Here is a 22,659-nt window from a genome sequence, read left to right as displayed (position 1 = left end):
CATGCTCAGTCGATTGCGGCCAGTTTTGCAATGCTGAGCTGCAACCACTTCACGCCATGGCGCTTAAAGTTCACTTGAGCGCGTGCATCGGCATCGTTTCCCTCTAAGCCTGTAACGCGCCCTTCGCCAAACTTGGTGTGGAAAACATTTTGTCCGATAGTAAATGGATAGTTTCCACGTGGAGGTGAGGCCATCCGAGTAACTGATGTCGAGGCAGAACCAACCCGTCCAAGCTGCTTAGCAGGCCTTTGACGATCGCTACCAGAGTCAAAGAAATCATTAGACTCATACTCACGCTGACGGGTATACCCATCTTGCCAAGCAGAACCCGAGCGACCATTATTTCCACCACTAGCGCCACCCCAACGAGCATCTTTTGCTTTTGGTGTGAGCCACTTGAGAGAATCCGACGGCAATTCTTCTAGGAAGCGAGAAGGCATGTTGTAACGCACTTGACCGTGCAGCATTCTGGATTGGGTATGCGAAAGATATAAGCGCTCTTTGGCACGAGTAATAGCAACATACATCAAGCGTCGCTCTTCTTCCAGGCCATTGTGTTCATTGATGCTGTTCTCATGAGGAAACAACCCCTCCTCAAGACCGGTAATGAAGACGGAGGTAAATTCAAGGCCTTTAGCTGAATGCACTGTCATTAATTGCACCGCATCCTGACCTGCTTGCGCCTGGTTGTCACCCGCCTCTAATGAGGCGTGAGATAAAAATGCTGCTAAAGGTGAAACCTCAACAACACCAGGCGCATTCTCACCCGGAAGCGAAGCGGCCGCAGCATCCTGGCCATAACCCTCTTCAGCAATAAATGCTGTCGCTGCATTAATTAATTCTTGTAAGTTTTCAACACGATCTTGGCCTTCACGTTCAGACAGATAGTGTTGAATCAAACCGCTATGCTGAATCACAAACTCAACCGTCTCGGGTAAAGTATTGTGGCGCGTCGCTTCACGCATGTGATCAACCAAACGCACAAAACCGCCTAGAGCGGCACCAGCCTTGCCATCTAATGTAGAGGCTGCCAAATACAAAGAGCTATTCTGGGCGCGTGCAGCATCCTGCACGGCCTCAATAGATCTTGCTCCAATACCGCGCGTAGGAAAGTTGACTACCCGCGAGAAAGAGGTATCGTCGTTAGGATTTTCTAAAAGACGTAAGTAGGCTAAAGCATGTTTAATCTCGGCGCGTTCGAAGAAGCGTAGTCCACCATAAACGCGATAGGGAATGCCAGCGGAAAATAAAGCGTGCTCAATAATGCGTGATTGGGCATTACTTCTGTAGAGCAAAGCAATTTCAGTACGCTTGATACCACTATTTACCAACGCTTTGATTTCATCAACAAGCCATGCAGCTTCAGCATGATCACTTGGCGCATCATAAATACGAACTGGCTCACCATGTCCAGCATCAGTACGCAAGTTTTTGCCGAGACGATCGGTGTTATTTGAAATGAGATAGTTCGCGGTATCGAGAATATGTCCATGCGAACGGTAGTTCTGCTCTAACTTCACCATGATCGGGTGATATTGCTTTTCGTAGAGCCGCATGTTCTCAACGTCCGCACCACGAAATGCATAGATACTTTGATCATCATCACCTACGGCGAACACCGCACTTCTTCCAGCCCCACTCACATTGACACGACTCGCATCATGACCTGATAGCAATTTGAGCCAAGCGTATTGCAAAGCATTAGTGTCTTGAAACTCATCAATCAAGATATGGCGAAAGCGTTCTTGATAATGCGTGCGGATCGCTTCATTATGTTTGAGCAATTCATAGCTACGTAACAAAAGCTCCGCAAAATCCACTACGCCCTCGCGTTGACATTGCTCGTCGTATGCTTCATACAATTGAGCCATCTTGGCCTGAAAATCATCCCCAGCCGATAACTCTCTGGCGCGCTGACCACGCTCTTTGGCATGAGCAATGAAGTATTGGAGCTGTTTTGCGGGATATTTCTCATCATCCACCTTTAAACCCTTTAAAAGGCGCTTAATCGCAGATAACTGATCCTGGGTATCCAAGATCTGAAAAGTGGATGGCAAGCCAGCCTCTTTGTGATGGGCACGCAATAGACGGTTACAAAGACCGTGAAAGGTGCCAATCCACATCCCCCGGGTATTAATGGGTAACATCGCCCCCAGGCGTACCATCATCTCCTTAGCAGCCTTATTGGTAAAGGTAACGGCCAAGACACCAATAGGCGAAACCTGACCCGTCTGGATCAACCAAGCTATACGGGTGGTGAGGACGCGGGTTTTGCCACTCCCGGCACCAGCCAAAATCAGGGCTGACTGGGCCTGGCCATTTTCATTTACCGGCGGGAGGGTCACTGCCTCGCGTTGTTCTGGATTAAGGTTTGCGAGCAAGTCTGAGTACATCGCCCCAATTATAATTTGCCTCTTATGCCAAATGCTTCGAATACCCCCAATTCCCCAGCGGCCAGCTCACTTGATGAACTAGCCAAATCCTATGAACCCGCCCCGATTGAAGCGTATTGGGGCCCAGAATGGGAACGCAGAGGCATTGCCGAAGCCAGCCTAGACGATGGCAAAGAGGATTTCTCCATTCAATTGCCACCACCCAATGTGACCGGCACCCTGCATATGGGGCACGCCTTTAACCAAACCATCATGGATGGCTTGGTTCGTCATGCTCGGATGTCTGGAAAAAATACCTTGTGGGTGCCAGGCACTGACCATGCAGGTATCGCCACTCAAATCGTTGTCGAGCGTCAACTCGATGCGCAAAAAGTTTCACGCCACGATCTGGGCCGCGAAAAGTTCCTAGAAAAAGTTTGGGAATGGAAAGAAACTTCCGGCAACACCATCACACGACAAATTCGTCGCTTAGGCGCCTCGATTGATTGGGGTAAAGAATATTTCACGATGGACAGCAAGATGTCTAAAGCTGTAGTGGAAGTATTTGTTCGCCTGCATGAGCAAGGTCTGATTTATCGCGGCAAGCGCCTGGTGAACTGGGATCCCGTTTTGGGAACTGCTGTTTCTGATCTAGAAGTGGTTAGCGAAGAAGAAGATGGCTCGATGTGGCACATCCGCTACCCATTGGCGGATGGCTCCGGACACCTGACTGTTGCCACCACTCGTCCTGAAACATTACTCGGTGACGTCGCGGTTATGGTCAACCCAGAAGATGAGCGCTACAAACATTTGATTGGTAAATCTGTGACTTTGCCGCTTTGTAATCGTGAAATCCCAATCATTGCCGATGACTATGTTGACTTGGCTTTTGGTACCGGTGTAGTCAAAGTAACACCTGCGCATGACTTTAACGACTACGCCGTTGGACAACGCCACCAACTACCGCTTATCAACATCCTCACCCTTGACGCCAAGATTAATGAGAATGCGCCAGCTGCCTACCAAGGCTTGGAGCGGTTTGCAGCTCGCAAACAAGTTGTCGCCGACCTGGAGGCTGCAGGATTACTCGAAAAAGTACAGCCCCATAAGTTGATGGTGCCTCGTGGCGATCGCACCCAAACCATTATCGAGCCAATGCTCACAGATCAATGGTTTGTTGCGGTATCCAAACCTAGTCCTGACAACAAATATCAACCAGGCTCATCCATTGCTGGCGCAGCTTTAGATGCTGTAACCAAAGGTGATATCAAACTGGTTCCAGAAAACTGGATGAGTACCTACAGCCAGTGGCTGGAAAATATTCAAGACTGGTGTATCTCTCGCCAACTTTGGTGGGGCCATCAAATCCCAGCATGGTATGGCGATGACGGACAAATTTTTGTTGCGCGCTCTGAAGAGGAAGCGAAAACCAAAGCAGCGGCGGCAGGTTACACCGGGAAACTCAATCGTGATCCGGACGTCCTCGACACCTGGTTCAGCTCCGCACTCGTGCCGTTTAGCTCCTTAGGTTGGCCAGATGAAACGCCCGCACTAAAACATTTCTTGCCATCATCGGTATTGGTAACGGGTTTTGACATTATCTTCTTCTGGGTTGCCCGCATGGTCATGATGACCTGTCACTTTACCGGGAAAGTGCCATTCAATACTGTCTATGTGCATGGTTTAGTGCGAGATGCCGAAGGGCAAAAAATGAGTAAGTCCAAAGGTAACACTTTGGATCCAATCGATTTAATTGATGGCATCAAGATTGAAGACTTAGTCGCTAAGCGAACTACTGGCTTAATGAATCCCAAGCAAGCTGAAAGTATTAGCAAAAAAACCAAAAAAGAATTCCCGGATGGTATTCCGGCATTCGGCACAGATGCACTGCGCTTTACCTTTGCATCACTAGCGTCACTTGGACGTAATATCAACTTTGATCAAAAACGTTGTGAAGGCTATCGTAATTTCTGCAATAAGCTATGGAATGCCACTCGTTTTGTTCTCATGAACTGCCCTGGGAATGATGAGGACAATGGTTTTGCTCCATGCGATAACCAATGCGGACCTGAAGGCTATCTAGACTTTTCACCTGCAGATAAATGGATCGTCTCCCTATTGCAAAGAACTGAGGCAGATGTTGCCAAAGGCTTTCAGAATTATCGCTTTGATAATATCGCCAGTAGCATTTACCAATTTGTTTGGGACGAATATTGCGACTGGTATCTTGAGCTAGCCAAGGTTCAACTACAAACCGGCACGCCAGCACAACAACGCGCCACGCGTCGCACTCTCTTGCGTGTTTTAGAGACCATCTTGCGCATGGCTCATCCGCTCATTCCATTTATTACTGAAACGCTTTGGCAAACTGTTGGACCTAAAGTGGGTAAAGAGTTGGCTAAGCAAGAAAAACAAACGATTGCCCTGCAACCCTACCCCGTTGCTCAACTTGATAAGATTGATGAACAGAGCGAAGCATGGGTTGCGCAAATCAAAGCAATTGTGGACGCCTGCCGCAACTTACGTGGCGAGATGCAAGTCTCACCCGCTCTCAAGGTGCCTTTATGGATTAGCGGTCCGCAAGATTTCTTGAAAAAGGCAAGTCCTTATCTGACTGCATTAGCAAAACTCTCTGAGGTCAAAGTCTACGATGATGAATCCGCGCTTGAGAAAGATGCTCCAGGCGCCCCAATGGCTCTGGTCGGTAACTCCAAGTTGCTACTCAAAATTGAGGTGGATGCGGCAGCAGAGAGAATTCGTCTAAGCAAAGAGATTGAGCGGCTTGCGAATGAAATCACCAAAGCGCGCAACAAATTGAGTAATGAGAGCTTTGTAGCCCGTGCGCCTGCAGAAGTCGTAAGTCAAGAAAAACAGCGGCTTGCGGGATTTGAGCAAAATCATGAGAAGCTTGTTGCACAATTAGAGCGACTGAAATAAAGCCCTCAAATACTAGCGATCGGAAATGACATGCCATTAAGCACTAAAGCCGTTACCAAAGCAGTCTTCCCTGTTGCAGGCCTAGGAACACGTTTCCTACCGGCAACCAAGGCTAGCCCTAAAGAGATGCTCAATGTGGTGGATAAGCCACTCATTCAGTATGCGGTTGAGGAAGCGATTGCCGCCGGCATCACGGAGATGATTTTCGTCACTGGCCGCAGCAAGCGCGCGATTGAAGACCACTTTGATAAGTCTTATGAGCTGGAAGCCGAACTCGAGGCAAAAAATAAGCAATCCCTTCTAGAGATTGTGCGTAGCGTAAAGCCCAGCCATGTTGATTGTGTTTATGTACGCCAGCCAGAAGCACTGGGTTTAGGGCATGCCGTTTTATGTGCGGAGAAATTAGTACGGGATGAACCCTTTGCCATCATCCTAGCTGATGACTTGCTCGATGGTCAGCCACCAGTTTTAAGTCAAATGCTCAAAGTCTTTAATGAACAAAATGGTTCAGTATTGGCAGTAGAAAAAATTGATCCCGCCAAAAGTAGTTCATACGGCATTGTGGATGGTGTTGAAGTGAGCAAAGGGGTTTACCGCCTCAATGGAATTGTGGAAAAACCGCAACCCAAGGATGCGCCATCCAACTTAGCAGTTGTCGGTCGTTATGTGCTCTCATCGGATATCTTCAAGCATATCCGTAACCTAAAGCCTGGTGCTGGTGGTGAAATTCAGCTCACCGATGCGATTGCCTCATTGCTAAAAGAAGAGTCAGTATTCGCCTATGAATACGAAGGGGTGCGCTATGACTGCGGCAGCAAACTGGGTTACCTCAAAGCATCTGTGGAATTTGCCCTGCGTCACCCTGAAGTCAGTACTGAATTTGCGGCCTATCTCAAGAGTCGCTCTTTGACCTAGGCACCGCCGCACCATTCTCTCTGGGGATTGATGACAAAAAGGCAGAAATTACTTTCTGCCTTTTTGATTTCCTACCAGGGTTCTCTAATCCTGAGACGCGCTTTATCTTCTCGCTTTACCTTCTCTTAAGGAAAAAGACTAAAACATCACCCTCGGTAGTGCTCGAAAGTAATTCATTTCCAGTCTGCTTGGCAAATGCCGGGAAGTCATGGGCAGCACCAGCATCCGTTGCCCTTACCTTCAGAATTTCACCCGATTGCATGGTTGCTAAAGCTTTCTTGGTGCGCAAAATAGGTAATGGGCAATTCATTCCGACTGCATCTACCTCGAGATTAAATTGAATGGCTTCACTCATTTAGTAGCCACCCAATCTTTGACACCTGCCAATGCAGCACCTAATTTACTAGGATCCGTTCCGCCAGCCATCGCCATCTCTGGCTTGCCGCCACCCTTACCGCCAACTTGCTGGGCAACGAAGTTCACCAAATCGCCTGCCTTTACTTTCGCAACAGAATCTGCGGTCACGCCAGCAATCAAACTCACCTTATCACCCTGCACTGAAGCCAAAACAATCGCGGCAGTTTTTAGCTTTGCCTTCAAGGCATCCATGGTCTCACGCAGTACTTGGGCATCAGCACCATCCAAGCGAGCAGCTAGGACTTTCATGCCATTGATATCAATTGCTTGAGTTGCCAATTCATCGCCTTGGCTTGCGGCGAGCTTAGAGTTCACCTTATCCAACTCACGCTCGGCGTTACGTAAACTTTCTTGTAACTGAGCAACGCGATTGACTAAGTCGCCAGGATGGGTTTTCAGAATACCGGCAGCTTCATGAATCTTGTCTTCCAGGCTTTGCAAGAAATGAAGTGCATTCTTACCGGTGACGGCCTCAACACGACGAATACCTGCAGCTACGCCAGCCTCGGAAACAATCTTCAAGCTACCAATGTCGCCGGTACGAGCAACGTGAGTACCACCGCATAATTCCTTAGAGCTACCGATTTCTAAGACGCGCACTTCATCGCCATACTTTTCACCAAAGAGCATCATGGCACCCGTTTTTTGCGCATCATCTAAAGACATGACTTTCCCAGAGGTCGCTGTATTGGCTAAGATCTCCGCATTCACAATATCCTCAACCCGACGAATCTCTGCGGCAGTAATTGGAGCATTATGAGTAAAGTCGAAACGGGTTTTACTTGCATCAACCAAAGAACCCTTTTGCTGAACATGATCTCCCAAGACCTCACGCAATGCTTTATGCAAGATATGCGTAGCACTATGATTGCGCATCGTCTCAGTTCTTTGCTGTACATCTACCAAGGCATTAAGCGCATCACCCACTTTTAGTTCACCCTCAAGGACTTCGCCTTGGTGGCCAAATACATCTGCCTGAATCTTGAAAGTATCGTCCACACTGAAGCGCATAGCCTCATTACGCAACTCACCTTTATCACCAACTTGTCCACCGGACTCCGCATAAAAGGGAGTGTGGTCTAAAACAATCACAGCGGCATCGCCAGCTTTGATAGATTGAACAGAGGAGCCATCAATATAAAGGGCCGTGACCTTGGCACCCTCATGCTTTAGGGTGTCATAGCCATGAAACTGGGTTGGCTTGCCAGAGTATTCCAAACCTTGTGCAACCTTGAACTTACCTGCTGCTCTTGCTTGGTCGCGCTGCTTTTGCATTGCCAACTCAAAACCTTCAGCATCAACCGTTACACCACGCTCACGACAAACGTCGGCAGTCAAATCTAATGGGAACCCAAAGGTATCGTGCAAACGAAAGGCTGTTTCACCATCTACCGTTTTAGCTCCACCGGCTAACGCACTCTCCAAAATTTCCATGCCATTAGCAATGGTCTGGAAAAAACGTTCTTCTTCCTGCTTAATAACTTCGCTTACTTTATCTTTTGATGCTTGTAACTCTGGGTAAGCTAAGCCCATCTCTTTAACCAAGGCTGGAACGAGTTGGTAGAAGAATGGCTTACGCGCACCCAACTTGTACCCATGTCGTATCGCTCGGCGAGCAATACGACGTAATACATAACCGCGCCCAGCATTGCCGGGAATGACGCCATCAACAACAATAAAACTGCAGGCGCGAATATGATCGGCAATCACCTTAAGCGAAGGACTCTGAGCATCGCAGTTCTCAGCGCCAGCAGCATCAACCGCTTCCTTAGCCGCCTTGAGTAAATTGACAAAGAGATCAATCTCATAATTAGAGTGGACATGCTGCAATACGGCAGCAATACGCTCAAGACCCATACCTGTATCAACGCTAGGCTTTGGCAGAGGATGCATATTGCCTGCTTCGTCGCGATTAAATTGCATGAATACGTTATTCCAGACTTCGATATAGCGATCGCCATCTTCATCCGGGCTACCTGGAGGCCCACCTGCAATATGCGGCCCATGGTCATAAAAAATCTCGGTGCACGGACCACATGGCCCAGTGTCACCCATCATCCAGAAATTATCTGAGGCGTAACGAGCACCCTTGTTGTCGCCAATGCGAATGATGCGTTCCGCTGGCACACCGATCTGCTTATTCCAAATCTCATAAGCCTCATCGTCTTCAGCATAGACAGTAACAAGGAGCTTTTCTTCGGGTAGCTTGAAAACGTCTGTTAGCAATTCCCAGGCAAATTGGATGGCATCTTTCTTGAAATAATCCCCAAATGAGAAATTGCCCAACATCTCAAAGAATGTATGGTGGCGGGCCGTATAGCCGACATTATCCAAATCGTTGTGTTTGCCACCAGCTCGAATACATTTTTGAGCAGTCGTCGCGCGGGTATATGGGCGCTTGTCAAAACCCAAAAAAACGTCCTTAAATTGGTTCATCCCTGCGTTGGTAAACAACAAGGTTGGGTCGTCCCCTGGTACGACGGGGCTTGAGGGGACAATTTGGTGACCTTTTTGGGCGAAATAATCCAGGTACGCCTGGCGAATTTGGGTGACTTTCATGCAAATAATTATCGCATTGGCACTGCCTCAGGGCAAACCCTTGGCAAATCAACCCAAACCTGACATACAATCTCACAACATCAATAAATAGATCGGCAATTAAGTCGATAAATAAGGAGCGCAACTTGAAAATTCGTAATCAACGAGATTTTGGTGCAGGTGTCATGTACATCTTGATTGGCCTGTTCTTTGCCATTGTGGCTAGACAGTACCAATATGGCACGGCAGCTAAGATGGGGCCGGGTTATTTCCCATTTTGGCTGGGACTCTTAATGGCTGCACTGGGCCTGCTAGTTTTAGTCAAATCAATGGGTGCTAAAGCTGCAATCGAGGCAATTCCTAAATTCAACTGGAAAATCATTGCCTTAATTACCGGCTCGATCTGCCTGTACGGAATACTCCTACCAAAAATGGGGTTTTTAGTTGCAGTATTGGTTCTCGTGATGGTTGCATCAAGCGCCAGCCGTGAATTCAACTGGAAGGTGGCTTTACTTAACTCTGCTGTATTGATCGCCTTTACCTACTCTGTATTTGTGCTGGGTCTGAAACTTCAGTTCCCCCTCCTGCCATTCTTCCTACAACAATAAAACCGGGACACTGAAAAATGGAATTATTTGCTAATTTATCCCTCGGCTTTGAGACGGCGTTTACGCTTCAAAATTTACTTTATTGCTTTATTGGCTGTGTTTTAGGTACCTTAATCGGCGTATTGCCAGGCTTGGGACCTGTAGCAACTATTGCAATGCTCTTGCCAGCAACCTATGCGCTTCCTCCAATTGCCGCTTTAATTATGCTGGCCGGTATTTACTACGGTTCTCAGTACGGCGGCTCAACAACCGCTATTTTGCTCAATATTCCGGGGGAAACGTCCTCGGTGGTGACGGCGATTGATGGCTATCAAATGGCCAAAAATGGTCGAGGCGGCGTAGCCTTGTTTACTGCTGGTATGGGCTCATTCTTCGCAGGCTGTGTTGCAACCCTAATCTTGGCTGCTTTTGCTGCTCCATTGTCTCAATTGGCGTTTAAATTCGGCCCTGCCGAATATTTCTCGCTGATGGTTCTAGGCTTAATTGGCGCGGTAGTTTTAGCCTCTGGCTCGCTTATTAAAGCGATCGGTATGATCATTCTGGGCTTGCTTATGGGTCTGATTGGTACTGACGTGAACTCTGGCGTGTCTCGCTACGCATTCGATATTCCTGAGCTTAGCGACGGTATCGGCTTCGTCAGCGTTGCTATGGGCGTATTCGGCTTCGCTGAAATCATGGGTAACCTGGAGAAGAAAGGTGATGATGAGGGCTTCCTCAACAAAGTCACCAGCATGATCCCAAGCATGAGTGACATCAAGCGCATGGTTCCATCCATTCTCCGCGGCACTACTATCGGATCTATTTTGGGAATCTTGCCAGGCGGCGGTGCCGCATTGGCTGCTTTCGGCGCCTACTCTGTAGAGAAGAAGTCCTCCAAGCACAGTGCTGAATTCGGCAAAGGTGCTATTGAGGGTGTTGCAGGCCCTGAGGCAGCGAATAATGCTGCAGCCCAAACATCTTTCATTCCTTTGCTTACTTTGGGTATTCCTCCAAACGCAGTAATGGCTTTGATGGTTGGTGCAATGACCATTCATAACATCCAACCAGGTCCACAGGTAATGACCAGCAACCCAGCATTGTTCTGGGGTCTGATCGCCTCCATGTGGATTGGTAACGTGATGTTGATTCTCTTGAACTTGCCCCTCATTGGTATCTGGGTAAAGCTCTTGAAGATCCCTTACCGCCTCCTTTATCCAGCGATTTTGGTGTTCTGCTGTATCGGTGTCTATACCGTAAACAACACTGTATTTGATGTTTATGTAACTGCAGCCTTTGGTGTAATCGGTTACATCTTCTTCAAGCTCGGTTGCGAACCACCTCCATTGCTCCTAGGCTTCGTATTGGGACCGATGATGGAAGAAAATTTCCGCCGCGCATTACTCCTTTCCCGTGGTGACTTTACAACCTTCATTACACGCCCATTATCATTAGGCCTCCTAATTGCGGCAGCGTTAATGGTGATTGTTGTAGCCCTCCCTTCTGTGAAGAAGAGCCGCGAAGAGGTGTTCGTGGAGGATTGATATTCATTAAACCCCTCAAAGAAAAGAAGCCCGCAGCAGTTTGCGGGCTTTTTCTTTAGGGGCGGGGCTTTTCTCTACAATGAGGTTATGTCTCAAGATAGCAAACCATCCAAATCTTCCGCCGGCACAGTTGCTGAGCCCTCTAATTTCTTGCGTCAAATCATTGACCATGACCTGGCAAGTGGCGCCTACCAAAATAGAACCAATCAAGATGGTCAGCCTATTCCCTCCATCATTACTCGCTTTCCGCCCGAGCCCAATGGCTACTTGCACATTGGGCATGCGAAAAGCATCTGCTTAAACTTTGGCTTAGCCGCTGATTACAACCAACAAGCGGGTGGTGCACGTTGCAATATGCGCCTGGACGATACCAACCCCGTCAAGGAAGATGTTGAGTATGCAGATAGCATTTTGGATGCGGTGAAATGGCTGGGCTTTGATTGGGGCACCCATCTTTACCATGCGAGCGATTACTTTGATCACCTCTATGAGTTTGCGGAAATCCTCATTCAGAATGGCAAAGCGTATGTTGACAGTCAAAGTGCTGAAGATATTCATACGAATCGTGGCAACTTCGGGCAAGCTGGAAAAAATAGTCCTTATCGAGACCGCACTCCAGAAGAAAACCTTCAGCTCTTTCGCGAAATGCGTGAGGGTAAATATCAAGATGGCGAGCATGTTCTACGCCTAAAGATTGATATGGCCCATCCGAATATCGTGATGCGTGATCCCGTGGTTTACCGTATTCGCCACACTGATCATCACCGTACTGGCAATAAGTGGTGCATCTATCCTTTATATGACTTCACCCACTGCATCTCAGATGCCCTTGAAAATGTGTCTCACTCTATTTGCACCTTAGAGTTTGAAAACAATCGACCGCTATACGACTGGATCGTGGGCTCATTGCAAGAGCTAGGTATTTTCAAAAATCCAGTTCCACATCAATACGAATTCGCACGCCTGAATTTGACTTACACCATTACCAGTAAACGTAAGCTCTTACAGCTCGTGGAAGAAAAACATGTGGATGGCTGGGATGATCCTCGCATGCCAACGATCGTGGGCATCCGTCGACGAGGCTACACCCCAGAGAGCATTCGCTTGTTTTGCGAACGCATTGGCGTCTCTAAAGCGGATAGTTGGATTGATATGAGCACCTTAGATCAAGCCTTACGCGATGATCTTGAGGCCAAGGCGCCACGTGCAACTGCTGTGCTAAAGCCACTCAAACTAGTGATTCAAAACTTCGACATATCCGCTAGCGAACCTTGCTCTGCGCCATTTCATCCACAGCATCCAGAGTGGGGTAATCGCCAGTTCAATTTCACCCGTGAATTATGGATTGAGGCGGATGACTTTATGAAAGAGCCTGTCAAAGGATTCTTCAGGCTGCATCCACCCACTGGCGATCAGCCTGGTGGACGGGTTCGCCTGCGTCATGGTTTTGTGATTGAGTGCACCGGCTTTGAAGTAGATTCCAATGGCGATGTCATTCAAGTGAACGCCACCCATTTCCCTGATAGCAAAAGCGGCACACCTGGCTCGAATAACTACAAGGTCAAAGGTAACATTCATTGGGTAAGTGCTGCAGAAGCCGTGCCTGCTCAAGTTCGCCTATATGACTATTTATTTAATGATCCTCACCCAGATAGCGGTGATAAAAATTTCTTGGACGCAATCAATCCAAACTCAAAACAAACCATTACTGCGTATTTGGAGCCTTGCATGAAAGATGTCAAGCCAGAAGCGCGTTTTCAGTTTGAGCGTCACGGCTACTTTGTTGCAGACCAAGCAGATTCAAAACCGGGCCAACCGGTATTTAACCGAACCGTTGGCCTTAAGGATTCTTGGAAATAGTCTTTAAAAATTCCGCTACGCTGGGATAGCGAAGCGGGGTTTTTAATTCTTTCAATCGCGCATTACTGACGCGTCGCGACTCTCGCATAAATGACCAGAGCATAGGCGAGACTATTTTCTCAAGCACGGCCGCGGGCAACCTGGGCGGGCGCTCTAGGCCAAATGCATCTGCCACCTCATCAAAGTAATCACCCATTTTTGTTTCGCCACCATCACAGGCATTAATTACTCTTTGCGGCTTACCGTAATAAACAGCAGCGCAAATTAACCTTGCCAAATCATCACTTTGAATGTGATTTGAGTAAGCATCCTCGGCAGGATTTAGAGCGGGCGTTCTAGATTTAATACGATCTACCGGCAAGCGATCTTCAGCATAGATTCCGGGCACCCTCAATATTGTCAATGCCACACCCTGTGAAGGCGCCCATAGACGCAAACAGTTTTCAGCATCTACTCGCCGCTTGGCACGCTCACTCTGAGGATTCGGAGGGGTCAGCTCGCTCACCCTAGCACCCCCATGATCTCCGTAAACTCCAGTAGTGCTGATGTAAATCAGTCGCCTGACGATAGAGGAGCCTTGGGCTAAAATTCGAATGAGATTGCGAGTACGGCAGTCGCGATGACCTACATTTTGGGGCGGCGCCAAGTGAATGACTGTTTGAGCCAGTCCGCTCAAGCGCCACAAGCTATCAGGCTTATCCAAATCCCCTAAAATTGGAATCGCGCCAACCGCCCTCAACTCCTGAAAACGGTTCTTCTGGGAAGTTAAGGCGTAAATGCGGCAACTTTTCGAAAGCTGTTTGGCTACACGCAGGCCAATGTCGCCGCAGCCAATAATCAGGATTCGAGGTTTACCAAAAGATTGCATAAGTAACATCGTAACGATTTATTGAAAGGAATGAGAGTGTCTTATCAAGTCACGCTCAAAGCGAGCGGCAAACAATTTACTGTCGGCAAAGATGAAACGTTGCTAGAGGCTGCTCTACAGCAAGGCATTACCTTGCCATATGGCTGTAAGAATGGTGCCTGCGGATCCTGCAAAGGCAAGATTGTTGAAGGCAATGTAGAGCATGGTCAACATAGTGATGCCGCCCTTAGCAAGGCCGATGAAACCGCGGGAGCCACTTTATTTTGTTGCGCATACCCCAAATCAGACCTCGTCATTGAGGCCCGTGAAGTTCAAGGCGCTGGAGATATCGCGATCCGTAAGGTTCCATGCCGAGTCAACTCCATTAGCAAGCCCAGCACAGATGTAGCTATTCTCAAGCTACAACTACCGGCAACCGAACGCTTTCAATTTTTGGCAGGGCAGTACTTAGAATTTCTTCTGAAAGATGGTCAACGTCGAGCCTATTCAATTGCAAATGCACCGGAACAAGAGGGGCCTCTTGAGTTGCATATTCGCCATTTGCCAGGAGGCCTCTTTACTGATTTTGTCTTTGGCGCAAAAGATCCCGCCCTCAAGGAGAAGGATATCCTGCGTTTTGAGGGTCCATTGGGAAGCTTCTTTTTAAGAGAAGACTCTAAGAAGCCCATTATTTTTGTTGCGGCGGGCACGGGCTTTGCACCAATTAAATCTATCGTTGAGCAAATGCAGTTCAAGAAAATTCAACGCCCTATTCACCTATATTGGGGTGGACGTCGTCCTAGTGATATCTACCTCGATACCCTTTGCCAGTCTTGGGCAAAAGAAATTCCTGACTTTAAATACATCCCAGTCATTTCGGATGCTCTCCCCCAAGACCATTGGACTGGCAGAACGGGATTCGTACATCAAGCCGTCATTGCTGATCACCCCGATATGGCAGGCTTTCAGGTCTATGCCTGTGGAGCGCCAGTCATGGTAAATGCGGCCCGGCAAGACTTTGTATCTCAGTGCCACCTGCCTGAGGAAGAATTCTTCGCCGACTCATTTACCAGTGCAGCAGACTTGGCAGGATAATAGAAACCTTATTTGATCAAAGCCATTAAAGAACATGACCAAGCCAGCCCAATCCGTAGACGCACACTCAGTGATGTTTATTACCCAACGACCAGAGCTCATCATGGTCGAAGGTCAAGGCTCGTGGCTGACCGATAACAACGGCAAGCGCTACTTAGACTTCTTGCAAGGCTGGGCAGTAAATTGTCTTGGCCATGGCAACCCAGGCATGATTGAGGCGCTTAATTCGCAAGCTAAGAGGCTGATCAACCCGAGTCCTGCTTTCTATAACGAACCCATGATTCGTTTATCCAACCTACTTACAGATAACAGCTGCTTCAATAAAGTGTTCTTTGCTAATAGTGGCGCGGAAGCTAATGAAGGTGCGATTAAGCTGGCACGTAAGTGGGGGCAACTCAATAAGCCTGGCGCCTTTGAAATCATTACCTTTGATCATAGTTTTCATGGTCGCACACTAGCGACGATGAGTGCTTCCGGAAAGCCGGGCTGGGATACGATGTTTGCACCACAAGTTCCAGGATTTCCAAAGGCAGATCTAAACGATATGGAGTCCGTTAAAAAACTCGTTACTGACAAAACTGTTGCGGTAATGTTAGAGCCTGTCCAAGGCGAGGGTGGAGTGATCCCAGCGAGTAAAGAATTTATGCAAAGTCTGCGTAAATTCACCAAAGAAAATAATATCCTGTTGATTGTGGATGAAGTTCAGGCAGGGTGTGGTCGTACCGGCACACTATTTGCCTACCAGCATTTCGGAATCGAGCCAGACATCATGACTTTAGGTAAAGGCATAGGTGGTGGCGTGCCTTTGGCAGCGCTAATGGCAACTGATGCCGTAGCGTGCTTCGTACCAGGCGATCAGGGGGGAACCTACAATGGCAATCCCCTCATGACTGCAGTGGGTATTAGCGTCATTGAGCAACTCCTAGCACCAGGATTTTTAGAGTCCGTTCGCATTAAAGGGGCATTGCTGAGCAAAGAACTCATCTCCATCTCACAAGAATTCAATCTCGATGGTGAGCGTGGCGAAGGTTTATTACGCGCCCTCATGCTCAGCAGCGATATTGGTGGAAAGTTGGTTGAGCTTGCACGCGATCGCAATCCGGAGGGCTTGTTAATTAACTCTCCAAGACCTAATCTCTTGCGATTTATGCCAGCACTCAATGTTTCTAATGATGAAATTCATCAGATGTGCAATATTTTGCGCGAGCTATTAAAGCAAGTGGTTTGATAATTAACGCATTCAAATCAATAAAGGGGCTTTAAGCCGCTTTATTTTTTGAGGTAGTTGTTAATCAACTAAATTAATCGACTAAGTTTTTAGGTAGCGAGAATGTGACATCCTCCACCACACCCTCTAAGTTGCGAATGCTGCGGGGACCAAATTCTTGAATCTTTGCAACGATTGATAGAGCCAGACTTTCTGGTGCAGATGCTCCCGCTGTGAGACCCACCCTCTTCTTACCCGCAAACCATTCGGCCTCAAGTTGTTCGGGCGCATCCACCATGTAGGCAGGAACACCTAATTTTTCAGCCAATTCACGCAAGCGATTCGAGTTTGAGCTTGCCTTGCTGCCCACGACAATCACTAACTCAACTTGAGGCGCCATAAATTTCACAGCATCTTGTCGGTTCTGCGTGGCGTAACAAATATCTTGTTTGCGTGGCTGCACAATGTTCGGAAATTTTTTAGTTAAGGCATCAACGATTTCTTTGGTCTCGTCAACGGAGAGTGTGGTTTGAGTAACAAAAGCAATTTTTTCGCTCTCAGAGAAAGGCAGATTGGCGACATCAGAAACCTTCTCGACGAGATGTACACCCTCCTTAACCTGCCCCATCGTACCCTCTACCTCAGGATGTCCTGCATGGCCAATCATCAACACCGTGAAACCTTCTTTACACATCTTGGCAACTTCCAGATGAACCTTGGTTACCAATGGACAAGTTGCGTCATAAACCTGCAGCCCACGCGCTTCGGCATCTCTTCGCACCTCTTGAGAAACACCATGAGCACTGAAGACAACAATTCCACCTTTGGGCACTTCGTGCAATTCATCAACAAATACTGCGCCTTTTTCACGCAGGCCATTAACTACATAGGCGTTATGAACAATTTCGTGGCGAACATAAATCGGCGCACCAAAGCGAGCCAGCGCTTCATTCACAATATTGATAGCCCTATCTACTCCCGCGCAAAATCCGCGTGGCTGGGCCATCAAAATTTCTGCGGAATCTTGGGCGATAGATTGTGTCTTCATCTGTTAGAGAATGGCGATGATTTCAGCTTCAAAGGTCACAGACCTGCCAGCAAGCGGGTGGTTGAAATCAAACCAAGCACCCTCTTCATTGATCGATTGCAATACTCCAGCATATTGCGCACCTCCAGGTGCATTGAACTCAATTACATCTCCAGGATTAAATTCCACATCATCGTCGCGGCCCTCCTTAAGCGCGCCCAAGGAAACCCACTGAATCAGATCCTCTTTGCGCTCACCAAAACTTTCCCCAGGGGCCAGTAAAGCACTTTTCTTTTCGCCAACCGCCAACCCCATCAACACTTTTTCAAAACAAGGTGCAAATTGTCCAGAACCCATCAAAACCGTCGCAGGCCTATCAATAAAAGTATTGATGTAGTCCTCACCACTGGGCAAAGTAAGTCGATAGTTGAGGGTCAAAAAGGAGTTGGGCAAAACCGTAAGCTTAGTCATACGGTAATTGTATCTAGACCAGATCAAAAGACACACTCACCCATATCGGAATGGCCAAAATTAGAGCGACCCCGTGAAAAATTGAGGATGCTCGGGGCAAGTGCCCTAAGTGACGCGGAATTACTTGCCATATTCCTGCGGGTAGGGGTCAAAGGGAAAAGTGCTGTCGCCCTCGCCCAAGATCTTTTGGACCATTTCGGCAACTTACCTCGACTACTATCGTGTGCCCCAGAGGAATTAACCCGCATTCATGGCATGGGAATATCTAAATGGGCACAAATTCAAGCAGCGTATGAGTTGGTGAAGCGCAGCCTGGAAGAGAAACTCTCTCAAGAATCTATCTTTTCCTCACCGAGCTATGTCCGAGAATTCTTGCAGGCCAAGTTTGGACGCCTTCCACACGAAGTCTTTCTTTGCCTGTATTTGGACTCTCGACTGCATCTCATAGAGTGCCAAGAGCTGTTTAGAGGCTCCCTGAGCCATACCGCCGTCTACCCCAGGGAAATCCTCAAGGAAGCTCTCTCTCGCAACGCGAGCGCCCTTATCGTGGCCCACAATCACCCTAGCGGCAATCCATTACCCAGCTCCGCTGATCAAGCGCTGACTAAGACTCTTTCAGAAGCCCTCCAATTAGTGGATATTCCACTTTTAGATCACTGCATTGTCAGTGGCAGCGGTTTTTTCTCATTTTCTGATGCAGGCCTTATGAGAAATGGCTTAAATAAAGAGTGAATACTAACTTTTTCATTAATTTCAAGCGCTTACCCACCTTAAACGCCCAAACCCCCTCAGCTAAAGCAAATTAAGGCTAGCTCAAAGAGGGTCAAGACTGATACAATCTTCTTTTTTCGCAATTAATGGAGTCATGTCATGGCAAAAGTTTGCCAAGTCACTGGGAAAAAGCCGATGGTTGGCAATAATGTTTCCCATGCAAACAACAAAACGAAGCGTCGCTTTTTGCCGAATTTGCAAAACCGTCGTTTCTGGGTGGAATCTGAAAACCGTTGGATTAGCTTGCGCTTAACCAATGCTGGTTTGCGCGTTATCGACAAGAATGGCATCGATGCTGTTTTGTCAGATCTCCGTGCACGTGGCGAAATTTAAGGAGCGCATAAATGGCTAAAGGCGGCAGAGAAAAAATCAAATTAGAGTCATCAGCTGGTACTGGTCACTTCTATACAACTTCAAAAAACAAGCGTACAAAGCCTGAGAAAATGGAGATCATGAAGTTTGATCCGACTATTCGCAAGCACGTTGCTTACAAAGAAACAAAGCTGAAGTAATTCATGATTTTTTAATTATGAATTGCAGCAAATAAAAAACCCGCTACATCAGCGGGTTTTTTATTGCCCAGTAATTTACCTGAGCACATTATTTGCATCTTTAAGCGTAGCGGCGCAGCCTTAAAGAGAAGTCACGCAAGCTCGACAGACCGCTCTCTTCGGCGCGTTGACACCACGAGTGCAACTGAGATACCAGCTGATCACCTGTTGCATTTGAGCGGCTCCAGATAGCCTGTAAGTCACGACGCATTTCAATCATCTTGCGTAACTGCGCATTCGTTGCCATGAGTTCCTCGAGCTTCGCTTTTTCTTCTGCAGATAAACGCGATTCATCTTTGCCTAGCCAAACTCGCGCGTCCTTGAGGTGGGCCGCCAAGACCTGCATATGCTGAACTTCGTTATTAAAGAAGCTGCGCAGGGTCTTGCTATAACGAGCCATGATTTCATAGCGATTAGCGATGATGGCCTCTAAGGTACCTTGATCTGCGGGACGTAAGTCGCTCAACATTGGCTTGGGCGAAGTCTTCTTTACCTTCGCCAAACCAACCGCACTCATCATTTGAATGTAAAGCCAACCAATATCAAACTCGTACCATTTGTTGGAAAGTTTCGCGCTCGTGGCAAACGTGTGGTGATTGTTGTGCAACTCTTCACCGCCAATCAAAATGCCCCAAGGGAAAATATTAGTTGAAGCATCTTCGCAGTCAAAGTTGCGATAACCCCAATAGTGCCCAATACCATTAATAATTCCAGCGGCCGTAATCGGAATCCACAACATCTGCACAGCCCACACTGTCAAACCAATCGCACCGAATAAGAACACATCAAGGATGAGCATGAGTGCAACACCTTGCCAAGAAAACTTGGAATAAATGTTGCGCTCGATCCAATCATCTGGAGTGCCGTGACCAAACTTCTCTAAAGTTTCTTGATTGGCCGCTTCCATCTTATAAAGCTCGGCCCCACGAGATAAAACTGTATCAATTCCCAATACCTGTGGGCTATGCGGATCATCCACTGTCTCGCACTTGGCATGATGTTTACGATGAACTGCAGCCCACTCCTTGGTCACCATACCCGTTGTTAGCCAAAGCCAAAAGCGGAAGAAATGCGACATGATAGGATGAAGCTCTAAAGCGCGATGCGCCTGGCAGCGGTGCAAAAAAATGGTGACCCCAGCAATCGTGATGTGGGTAACGGCCAGGGTAAATAGCAAAATCTGCCACCATGCCCAATTCAAATAGCCACTGGAAAGCCAGTTGAGGAATAAATCAAAACTTGAAGCTGTGTTCAAAAGGTGTCCCTAAAGAGAAGATGTCTAAGCTTCTATTTTAGTTCTTTGACAACTTTCTTGGTTTTGACCTTGATCTCTTTTTCCCCGTCTTTTTCAGGGCTTATTGCAGGAGCAGCAGCTTTTTTCTGGAAAACTGCCCCAAAGAAGCCATCAGTCCCATGAATATGGGGCCATAACTGCCACCAAGGATTATCTGGACTACATCCCAATGGAATTTTATCCTTAGGAAACAAGGGCTTAAGAACTTCGGCAGCAGGTACCACTTCAAAATTAGGGTGTTTTGCCAAAAAATCCTCGGCAATTTGCTGGTTTTCTTGTGGCAATAGGCTGCAGGTAGCGTAGACCAGGCGCCCCCCTGGCTTTAGCAGGCGGCTTGCGGAAGACAAAATACTCATCTGCTTTTGATTCAACTCCAATACTCCGGCCGGCGTTTGACGCCACTTGAGATCGGGATTGCGACGCAAAGTACCCATGCCACTACAAGGGGCATCAACTAGAACTCGGTCAATTTTGCCAGCCAAACGCTTAATCTTCGTGTCATTCTCAGTATCAATCCATACGGGATGTACGTTTGATAGCCCGCTACGTGCTTGTCGTGGCTTTAAGTTGGCCAAGCGACGCTCAGATGTATCCAGCGCGTACAAGCGCCCTGTAGAGCGCATTAAGGCACCAATCGCTAAAGTTTTACCGCCGGCGCCGGCGCAAAAATCTACCACCATCTCACCACGTTTAGGGGCAAGCAGATAAGCCAAAAGTTGGCTACCTTCATCCTGCACTTCAAACATCCCCGCCTTAAAGCCCGCCGTATTTTGCAAGGCTGGCTTACCCATGATACGAACTCCATCAGGAGCATAAGGCGTCGGGATCGCTTGATACCTTCCGCCCAAGGCATTCATTTGCGCAAGTAATTGCTCACGAGTAGTCTTCATTGTGTTGGCGCGCAAATCCAAAAGGGCTGGATGCATTAATGATTTGGCCAATGCTTCACGTGACTCTTCGCCAGGATATTTTCCAAAAGCATCCCAAAGCCACTCGGGTAAATTATTCCGAACCAAGGGATTGAGGGCTGATGGATCGACCGTTGCAAAACGTTGTAACCATTCATACTCACCCGTCTTTAGCACGTGAGCCAGGTCTGCAATAGCGCTCTCTGCACGGTTGGCAGAACCAAGACCGCCCTCAGATAGAGCAGACAGCAAACCCAATAGGGCTAAGCGTCTAGCCTGAGATCCCTCGCCACTGGAGGCGAATTGAGAGAACTCATTTTTACGCCGCAAAATGGCAAAAGCACTCTCAGCAATCAAAGCGCGATCACGATTGCCAAGCTGTGGCTCAGAGCGGAAATAGCGACTAACCACGCGATCGGCAGGCTGCTCAAAACTCAGCAGCTCAGGAAGCAAACGCTCTAAGTGAATAGCATGCTGTGGCAATGCCTTTGCATTAGAAAAATTCTTTTGACCTTCGGGCGCAATGATGTTGCCGCTAGCATTACGGCGCTCGGGACGACGCAATGGATCCTTGGATTTAGCGGCATAACTCTTTTGTGGGGCTAGGCGTGAACCAGATCTGGATCCAGATTTACTGCCAGCGCTAGCACCGCGGGATGAACGTTCTTTACTCATAATTTTATTAATTGCGACTCCGGGGGTTGAACCTGAACTTGATTACCTTCTATTCGCAATCGTCCATCAAGGAACCATTTTACGGCCCGCGGATAAATCTGATGCTCAGCGGCCAAAACCCGTGCAGCCAAACTATCGGCATCATCACCTGGAAGCACTGGAACTGAGGCTTGGCAAATGATGGGCCCCTCATCAACCCCCTCAGTTACGAAATGGACAGTAGCCCCATGCTCAGCAACTCCAGCCTCTAAAGCACGCTCGTGAGTATGTAATCCCGGAAAGGCTGGGAGTAAGGCAGGATGGATATTAATCAGGCGTCCTTCAAAATGGCGAATAAATTCAGGGGTCAGAATGCGCATAAAGCCCGCTAAAACCACTAAATTAGCGCCCAATTCATCGATTTTCTCGATAAGGGCAGCATCAAAGGATTCGCGCGTGGAGTGCTCCCGATGCTCAATAGCAAAGGCTGGAATCCCTTGGGAGCGAGCAAAATCAAGCCCCTTAGCCGCAGAGTGATTAGCGATCACCCCGGCAAACTTGACCGGCCAATGCTCTTTTTGAGCAGTTTTAAAGATTGCCTCGAAATTTGATCCGCGGCCTGAGATTAAGGTGACGATTGATAGCATGCCCACAATATAATTGATGG

General features: G+C 47.9%; 19 protein-coding genes. 10 read left to right on the top strand and 9 right to left on the bottom strand.

Annotated features, from left to right (window positions below):
- Positions 1 to 5: 5 nt before the first annotated feature.
- The gene (locus tag AOB49_RS09700) at positions 6 to 2,393 is read right to left on the bottom strand and encodes a UvrD-helicase domain-containing protein (protein WP_062310496.1); all 2,388 of its coding nucleotides are present in this window, start codon (positions 2,391 to 2,393) and stop codon (positions 6 to 8) included.
- A 24-nt stretch (positions 2,394 to 2,417) separates the two neighbouring features.
- Here AOB49_RS09700 and AOB49_RS09695 point away from each other — a divergent pair, with 24 nt between their 5' ends.
- Positions 2,418 to 5,309 (top strand): valine--tRNA ligase, encoded by a 2,892-nt coding sequence (locus AOB49_RS09695; protein WP_062310492.1) that lies wholly within the window; start codon positions 2,418 to 2,420, stop codon positions 5,307 to 5,309.
- Positions 5,310 to 5,339: 30 nt separating this feature from the next.
- Positions 5,340 to 6,224, top strand: a complete 885-nt coding sequence (galU, locus tag AOB49_RS09690) for a UTP--glucose-1-phosphate uridylyltransferase GalU (protein ID WP_062310489.1) — start codon at positions 5,340 to 5,342, stop codon at positions 6,222 to 6,224.
- 115 nt (positions 6,225 to 6,339) lie between these two features.
- Here the strand turns inward: galU and AOB49_RS09685 are convergent, their stop codons facing one another.
- Both AOB49_RS09685 and alaS read right to left on the bottom strand, forming a co-directional pair.
- Positions 6,340 to 6,567 carry a sulfurtransferase TusA family protein gene (locus tag AOB49_RS09685; protein WP_062310611.1) on the bottom strand — a complete coding sequence of 76 codons (228 nt, stop codon included), beginning with the start codon at positions 6,565 to 6,567 and terminating at the stop codon, positions 6,340 to 6,342.
- Between the two features lie 8 nt (positions 6,568 to 6,575).
- Positions 6,576 to 9,200: an alanine--tRNA ligase gene (alaS, locus tag AOB49_RS09680; RefSeq protein ID WP_062310486.1), complete on the bottom strand. Its 2,625-nt coding sequence runs from the start codon at positions 9,198 to 9,200 to the stop codon at positions 6,576 to 6,578.
- Between the two features lie 125 nt (positions 9,201 to 9,325).
- Here alaS and AOB49_RS09675 point away from each other — a divergent pair, with 125 nt between their 5' ends.
- From AOB49_RS09675 to AOB49_RS09665, 3 genes are all read left to right on the top strand, one after another.
- Positions 9,326 to 9,787, top strand: coding sequence for a tripartite tricarboxylate transporter TctB family protein (locus tag AOB49_RS09675; RefSeq protein ID WP_062310483.1), 462 nt, complete (start codon positions 9,326 to 9,328; stop codon positions 9,785 to 9,787).
- A 17-nt stretch (positions 9,788 to 9,804) separates the two neighbouring features.
- Complete coding sequence (locus AOB49_RS09670; protein WP_062310480.1) at positions 9,805 to 11,307, top strand: tripartite tricarboxylate transporter permease; 1,503 nt, start codon at positions 9,805 to 9,807, stop codon at positions 11,305 to 11,307.
- Positions 11,308 to 11,394: 87 nt separating this feature from the next.
- Positions 11,395 to 13,167, top strand: a complete 1,773-nt coding sequence (locus AOB49_RS09665; RefSeq protein ID WP_062310478.1) for a glutamine--tRNA ligase/YqeY domain fusion protein — start codon at positions 11,395 to 11,397, stop codon at positions 13,165 to 13,167.
- Here the strand turns inward: AOB49_RS09665 and AOB49_RS09660 are convergent.
- A complete protein-coding gene (locus AOB49_RS09660) occupies positions 13,148 to 14,035 on the bottom strand; it encodes an SDR family oxidoreductase (RefSeq protein ID WP_062310608.1) in 888 nt (295 codons plus the stop codon). The genes AOB49_RS09665 and AOB49_RS09660 overlap by 20 nt on opposite strands.
- A gap of 36 nt (positions 14,036 to 14,071) precedes the next feature.
- Between AOB49_RS09660 and AOB49_RS09655 the strand changes: the two genes are divergently transcribed.
- The gene (locus tag AOB49_RS09655; protein WP_062310605.1) at positions 14,072 to 15,109 is read left to right on the top strand and encodes a CDP-6-deoxy-delta-3,4-glucoseen reductase; all 1,038 of its coding nucleotides are present in this window, start codon (positions 14,072 to 14,074) and stop codon (positions 15,107 to 15,109) included.
- A 34-nt stretch (positions 15,110 to 15,143) separates the two neighbouring features.
- The gene (locus AOB49_RS09650; protein ID WP_062310475.1) at positions 15,144 to 16,337 is read left to right on the top strand and encodes an acetylornithine transaminase; all 1,194 of its coding nucleotides are present in this window, start codon (positions 15,144 to 15,146) and stop codon (positions 16,335 to 16,337) included.
- A gap of 73 nt (positions 16,338 to 16,410) precedes the next feature.
- Here AOB49_RS09650 and ispH read toward each other — a convergent pair whose 3' ends face one another.
- Both ispH and AOB49_RS09640 read right to left on the bottom strand, forming a co-directional pair.
- Positions 16,411 to 17,364, bottom strand: coding sequence for a 4-hydroxy-3-methylbut-2-enyl diphosphate reductase (gene ispH, locus AOB49_RS09645; protein ID WP_062310472.1), 954 nt, complete (start codon positions 17,362 to 17,364; stop codon positions 16,411 to 16,413).
- Positions 17,365 to 17,367: 3 nt separating this feature from the next.
- On the bottom strand, positions 17,368 to 17,814 hold the full coding sequence (locus AOB49_RS09640; protein WP_062310469.1) for an FKBP-type peptidyl-prolyl cis-trans isomerase: 447 nt from the start codon (positions 17,812 to 17,814) through the stop codon (positions 17,368 to 17,370).
- Here AOB49_RS09640 and radC point away from each other — a divergent pair.
- From radC to rpmG, 3 genes are all read left to right on the top strand, one after another.
- Positions 17,767 to 18,546, top strand: a complete 780-nt coding sequence (gene radC, locus AOB49_RS09635) for a RadC family protein (protein ID WP_342667203.1) — start codon at positions 17,767 to 17,769, stop codon at positions 18,544 to 18,546. The genes AOB49_RS09640 and radC overlap by 48 nt on opposite strands.
- A gap of 138 nt (positions 18,547 to 18,684) precedes the next feature.
- Positions 18,685 to 18,918, top strand: coding sequence for a 50S ribosomal protein L28 (gene rpmB, locus AOB49_RS09630; protein WP_011903570.1), 234 nt, complete (start codon positions 18,685 to 18,687; stop codon positions 18,916 to 18,918).
- 11 nt (positions 18,919 to 18,929) lie between these two features.
- Positions 18,930 to 19,097, top strand: coding sequence for a 50S ribosomal protein L33 (rpmG, locus tag AOB49_RS09625; protein WP_015421876.1), 168 nt, complete (start codon positions 18,930 to 18,932; stop codon positions 19,095 to 19,097).
- 100 nt (positions 19,098 to 19,197) lie between these two features.
- Here the strand turns inward: rpmG and AOB49_RS09620 are convergent, their stop codons facing one another.
- From AOB49_RS09620 to purN, 3 genes are read right to left on the bottom strand one after another with little or no spacing between them, the layout of a single operon-like run.
- The gene (locus tag AOB49_RS09620) at positions 19,198 to 20,391 is read right to left on the bottom strand and encodes a DesA family fatty acid desaturase (protein WP_062310463.1); all 1,194 of its coding nucleotides are present in this window, start codon (positions 20,389 to 20,391) and stop codon (positions 19,198 to 19,200) included.
- Positions 20,392 to 20,423: 32 nt separating this feature from the next.
- Positions 20,424 to 22,013 (bottom strand): RsmB/NOP family class I SAM-dependent RNA methyltransferase, encoded by a 1,590-nt coding sequence (locus tag AOB49_RS09615; RefSeq protein ID WP_062310460.1) that lies wholly within the window; start codon positions 22,011 to 22,013, stop codon positions 20,424 to 20,426.
- Complete coding sequence (gene purN / locus AOB49_RS09610; RefSeq protein WP_062310457.1) at positions 22,010 to 22,639, bottom strand: phosphoribosylglycinamide formyltransferase; 630 nt, start codon at positions 22,637 to 22,639, stop codon at positions 22,010 to 22,012. The genes AOB49_RS09615 and purN overlap by 4 nt, the downstream gene beginning before the upstream one ends.
- Positions 22,640 to 22,659: the final 20 nt, after the last annotated feature.

Origin of the sequence: Polynucleobacter sinensis (genome assembly GCF_001595985.1) — a bacterium.
In the GTDB taxonomy this organism is placed as follows: Bacteria; Pseudomonadota; Gammaproteobacteria; order Burkholderiales; family Burkholderiaceae; genus Polynucleobacter; species Polynucleobacter sinensis.
This window is presented reverse-complemented; position numbering and strand designations above follow the sequence as displayed.

Coding starts and splice junctions, on each gene's coding strand:
- AOB49_RS09700 (WP_062310496.1), bottom strand. CDS start 2,393: ATGTACTCAGACTTGCTCGCAAACCTTAATCCAGAACAACGCGAGGCA.
- AOB49_RS09695 (WP_062310492.1), top strand. CDS start 2,418: ATGCCAAATGCTTCGAATACCCCCAATTCCCCAGCGGCCAGCTCACTT.
- galU (WP_062310489.1), top strand. CDS start 5,340: ATGCCATTAAGCACTAAAGCCGTTACCAAAGCAGTCTTCCCTGTTGCA.
- alaS (WP_062310486.1), bottom strand. CDS start 9,200: ATGAAAGTCACCCAAATTCGCCAGGCGTACCTGGATTATTTCGCCCAA.
- AOB49_RS09670 (WP_062310480.1), top strand. CDS start 9,805: ATGGAATTATTTGCTAATTTATCCCTCGGCTTTGAGACGGCGTTTACG.
- AOB49_RS09665 (WP_062310478.1), top strand. CDS start 11,395: ATGTCTCAAGATAGCAAACCATCCAAATCTTCCGCCGGCACAGTTGCT.
- AOB49_RS09660 (WP_062310608.1), bottom strand. CDS start 14,035: ATGCAATCTTTTGGTAAACCTCGAATCCTGATTATTGGCTGCGGCGAC.
- AOB49_RS09650 (WP_062310475.1), top strand. CDS start 15,144: ATGACCAAGCCAGCCCAATCCGTAGACGCACACTCAGTGATGTTTATT.
- ispH (WP_062310472.1), bottom strand. CDS start 17,364: ATGAAGACACAATCTATCGCCCAAGATTCCGCAGAAATTTTGATGGCC.
- AOB49_RS09640 (WP_062310469.1), bottom strand. CDS start 17,814: ATGACTAAGCTTACGGTTTTGCCCAACTCCTTTTTGACCCTCAACTAT.
- rpmB (WP_011903570.1), top strand. CDS start 18,685: ATGGCAAAAGTTTGCCAAGTCACTGGGAAAAAGCCGATGGTTGGCAAT.
- rpmG (WP_015421876.1), top strand. CDS start 18,930: ATGGCTAAAGGCGGCAGAGAAAAAATCAAATTAGAGTCATCAGCTGGT.
- AOB49_RS09615 (WP_062310460.1), bottom strand. CDS start 22,013: ATGAGTAAAGAACGTTCATCCCGCGGTGCTAGCGCTGGCAGTAAATCT.
- purN (WP_062310457.1), bottom strand. CDS start 22,639: ATGCTATCAATCGTCACCTTAATCTCAGGCCGCGGATCAAATTTCGAG.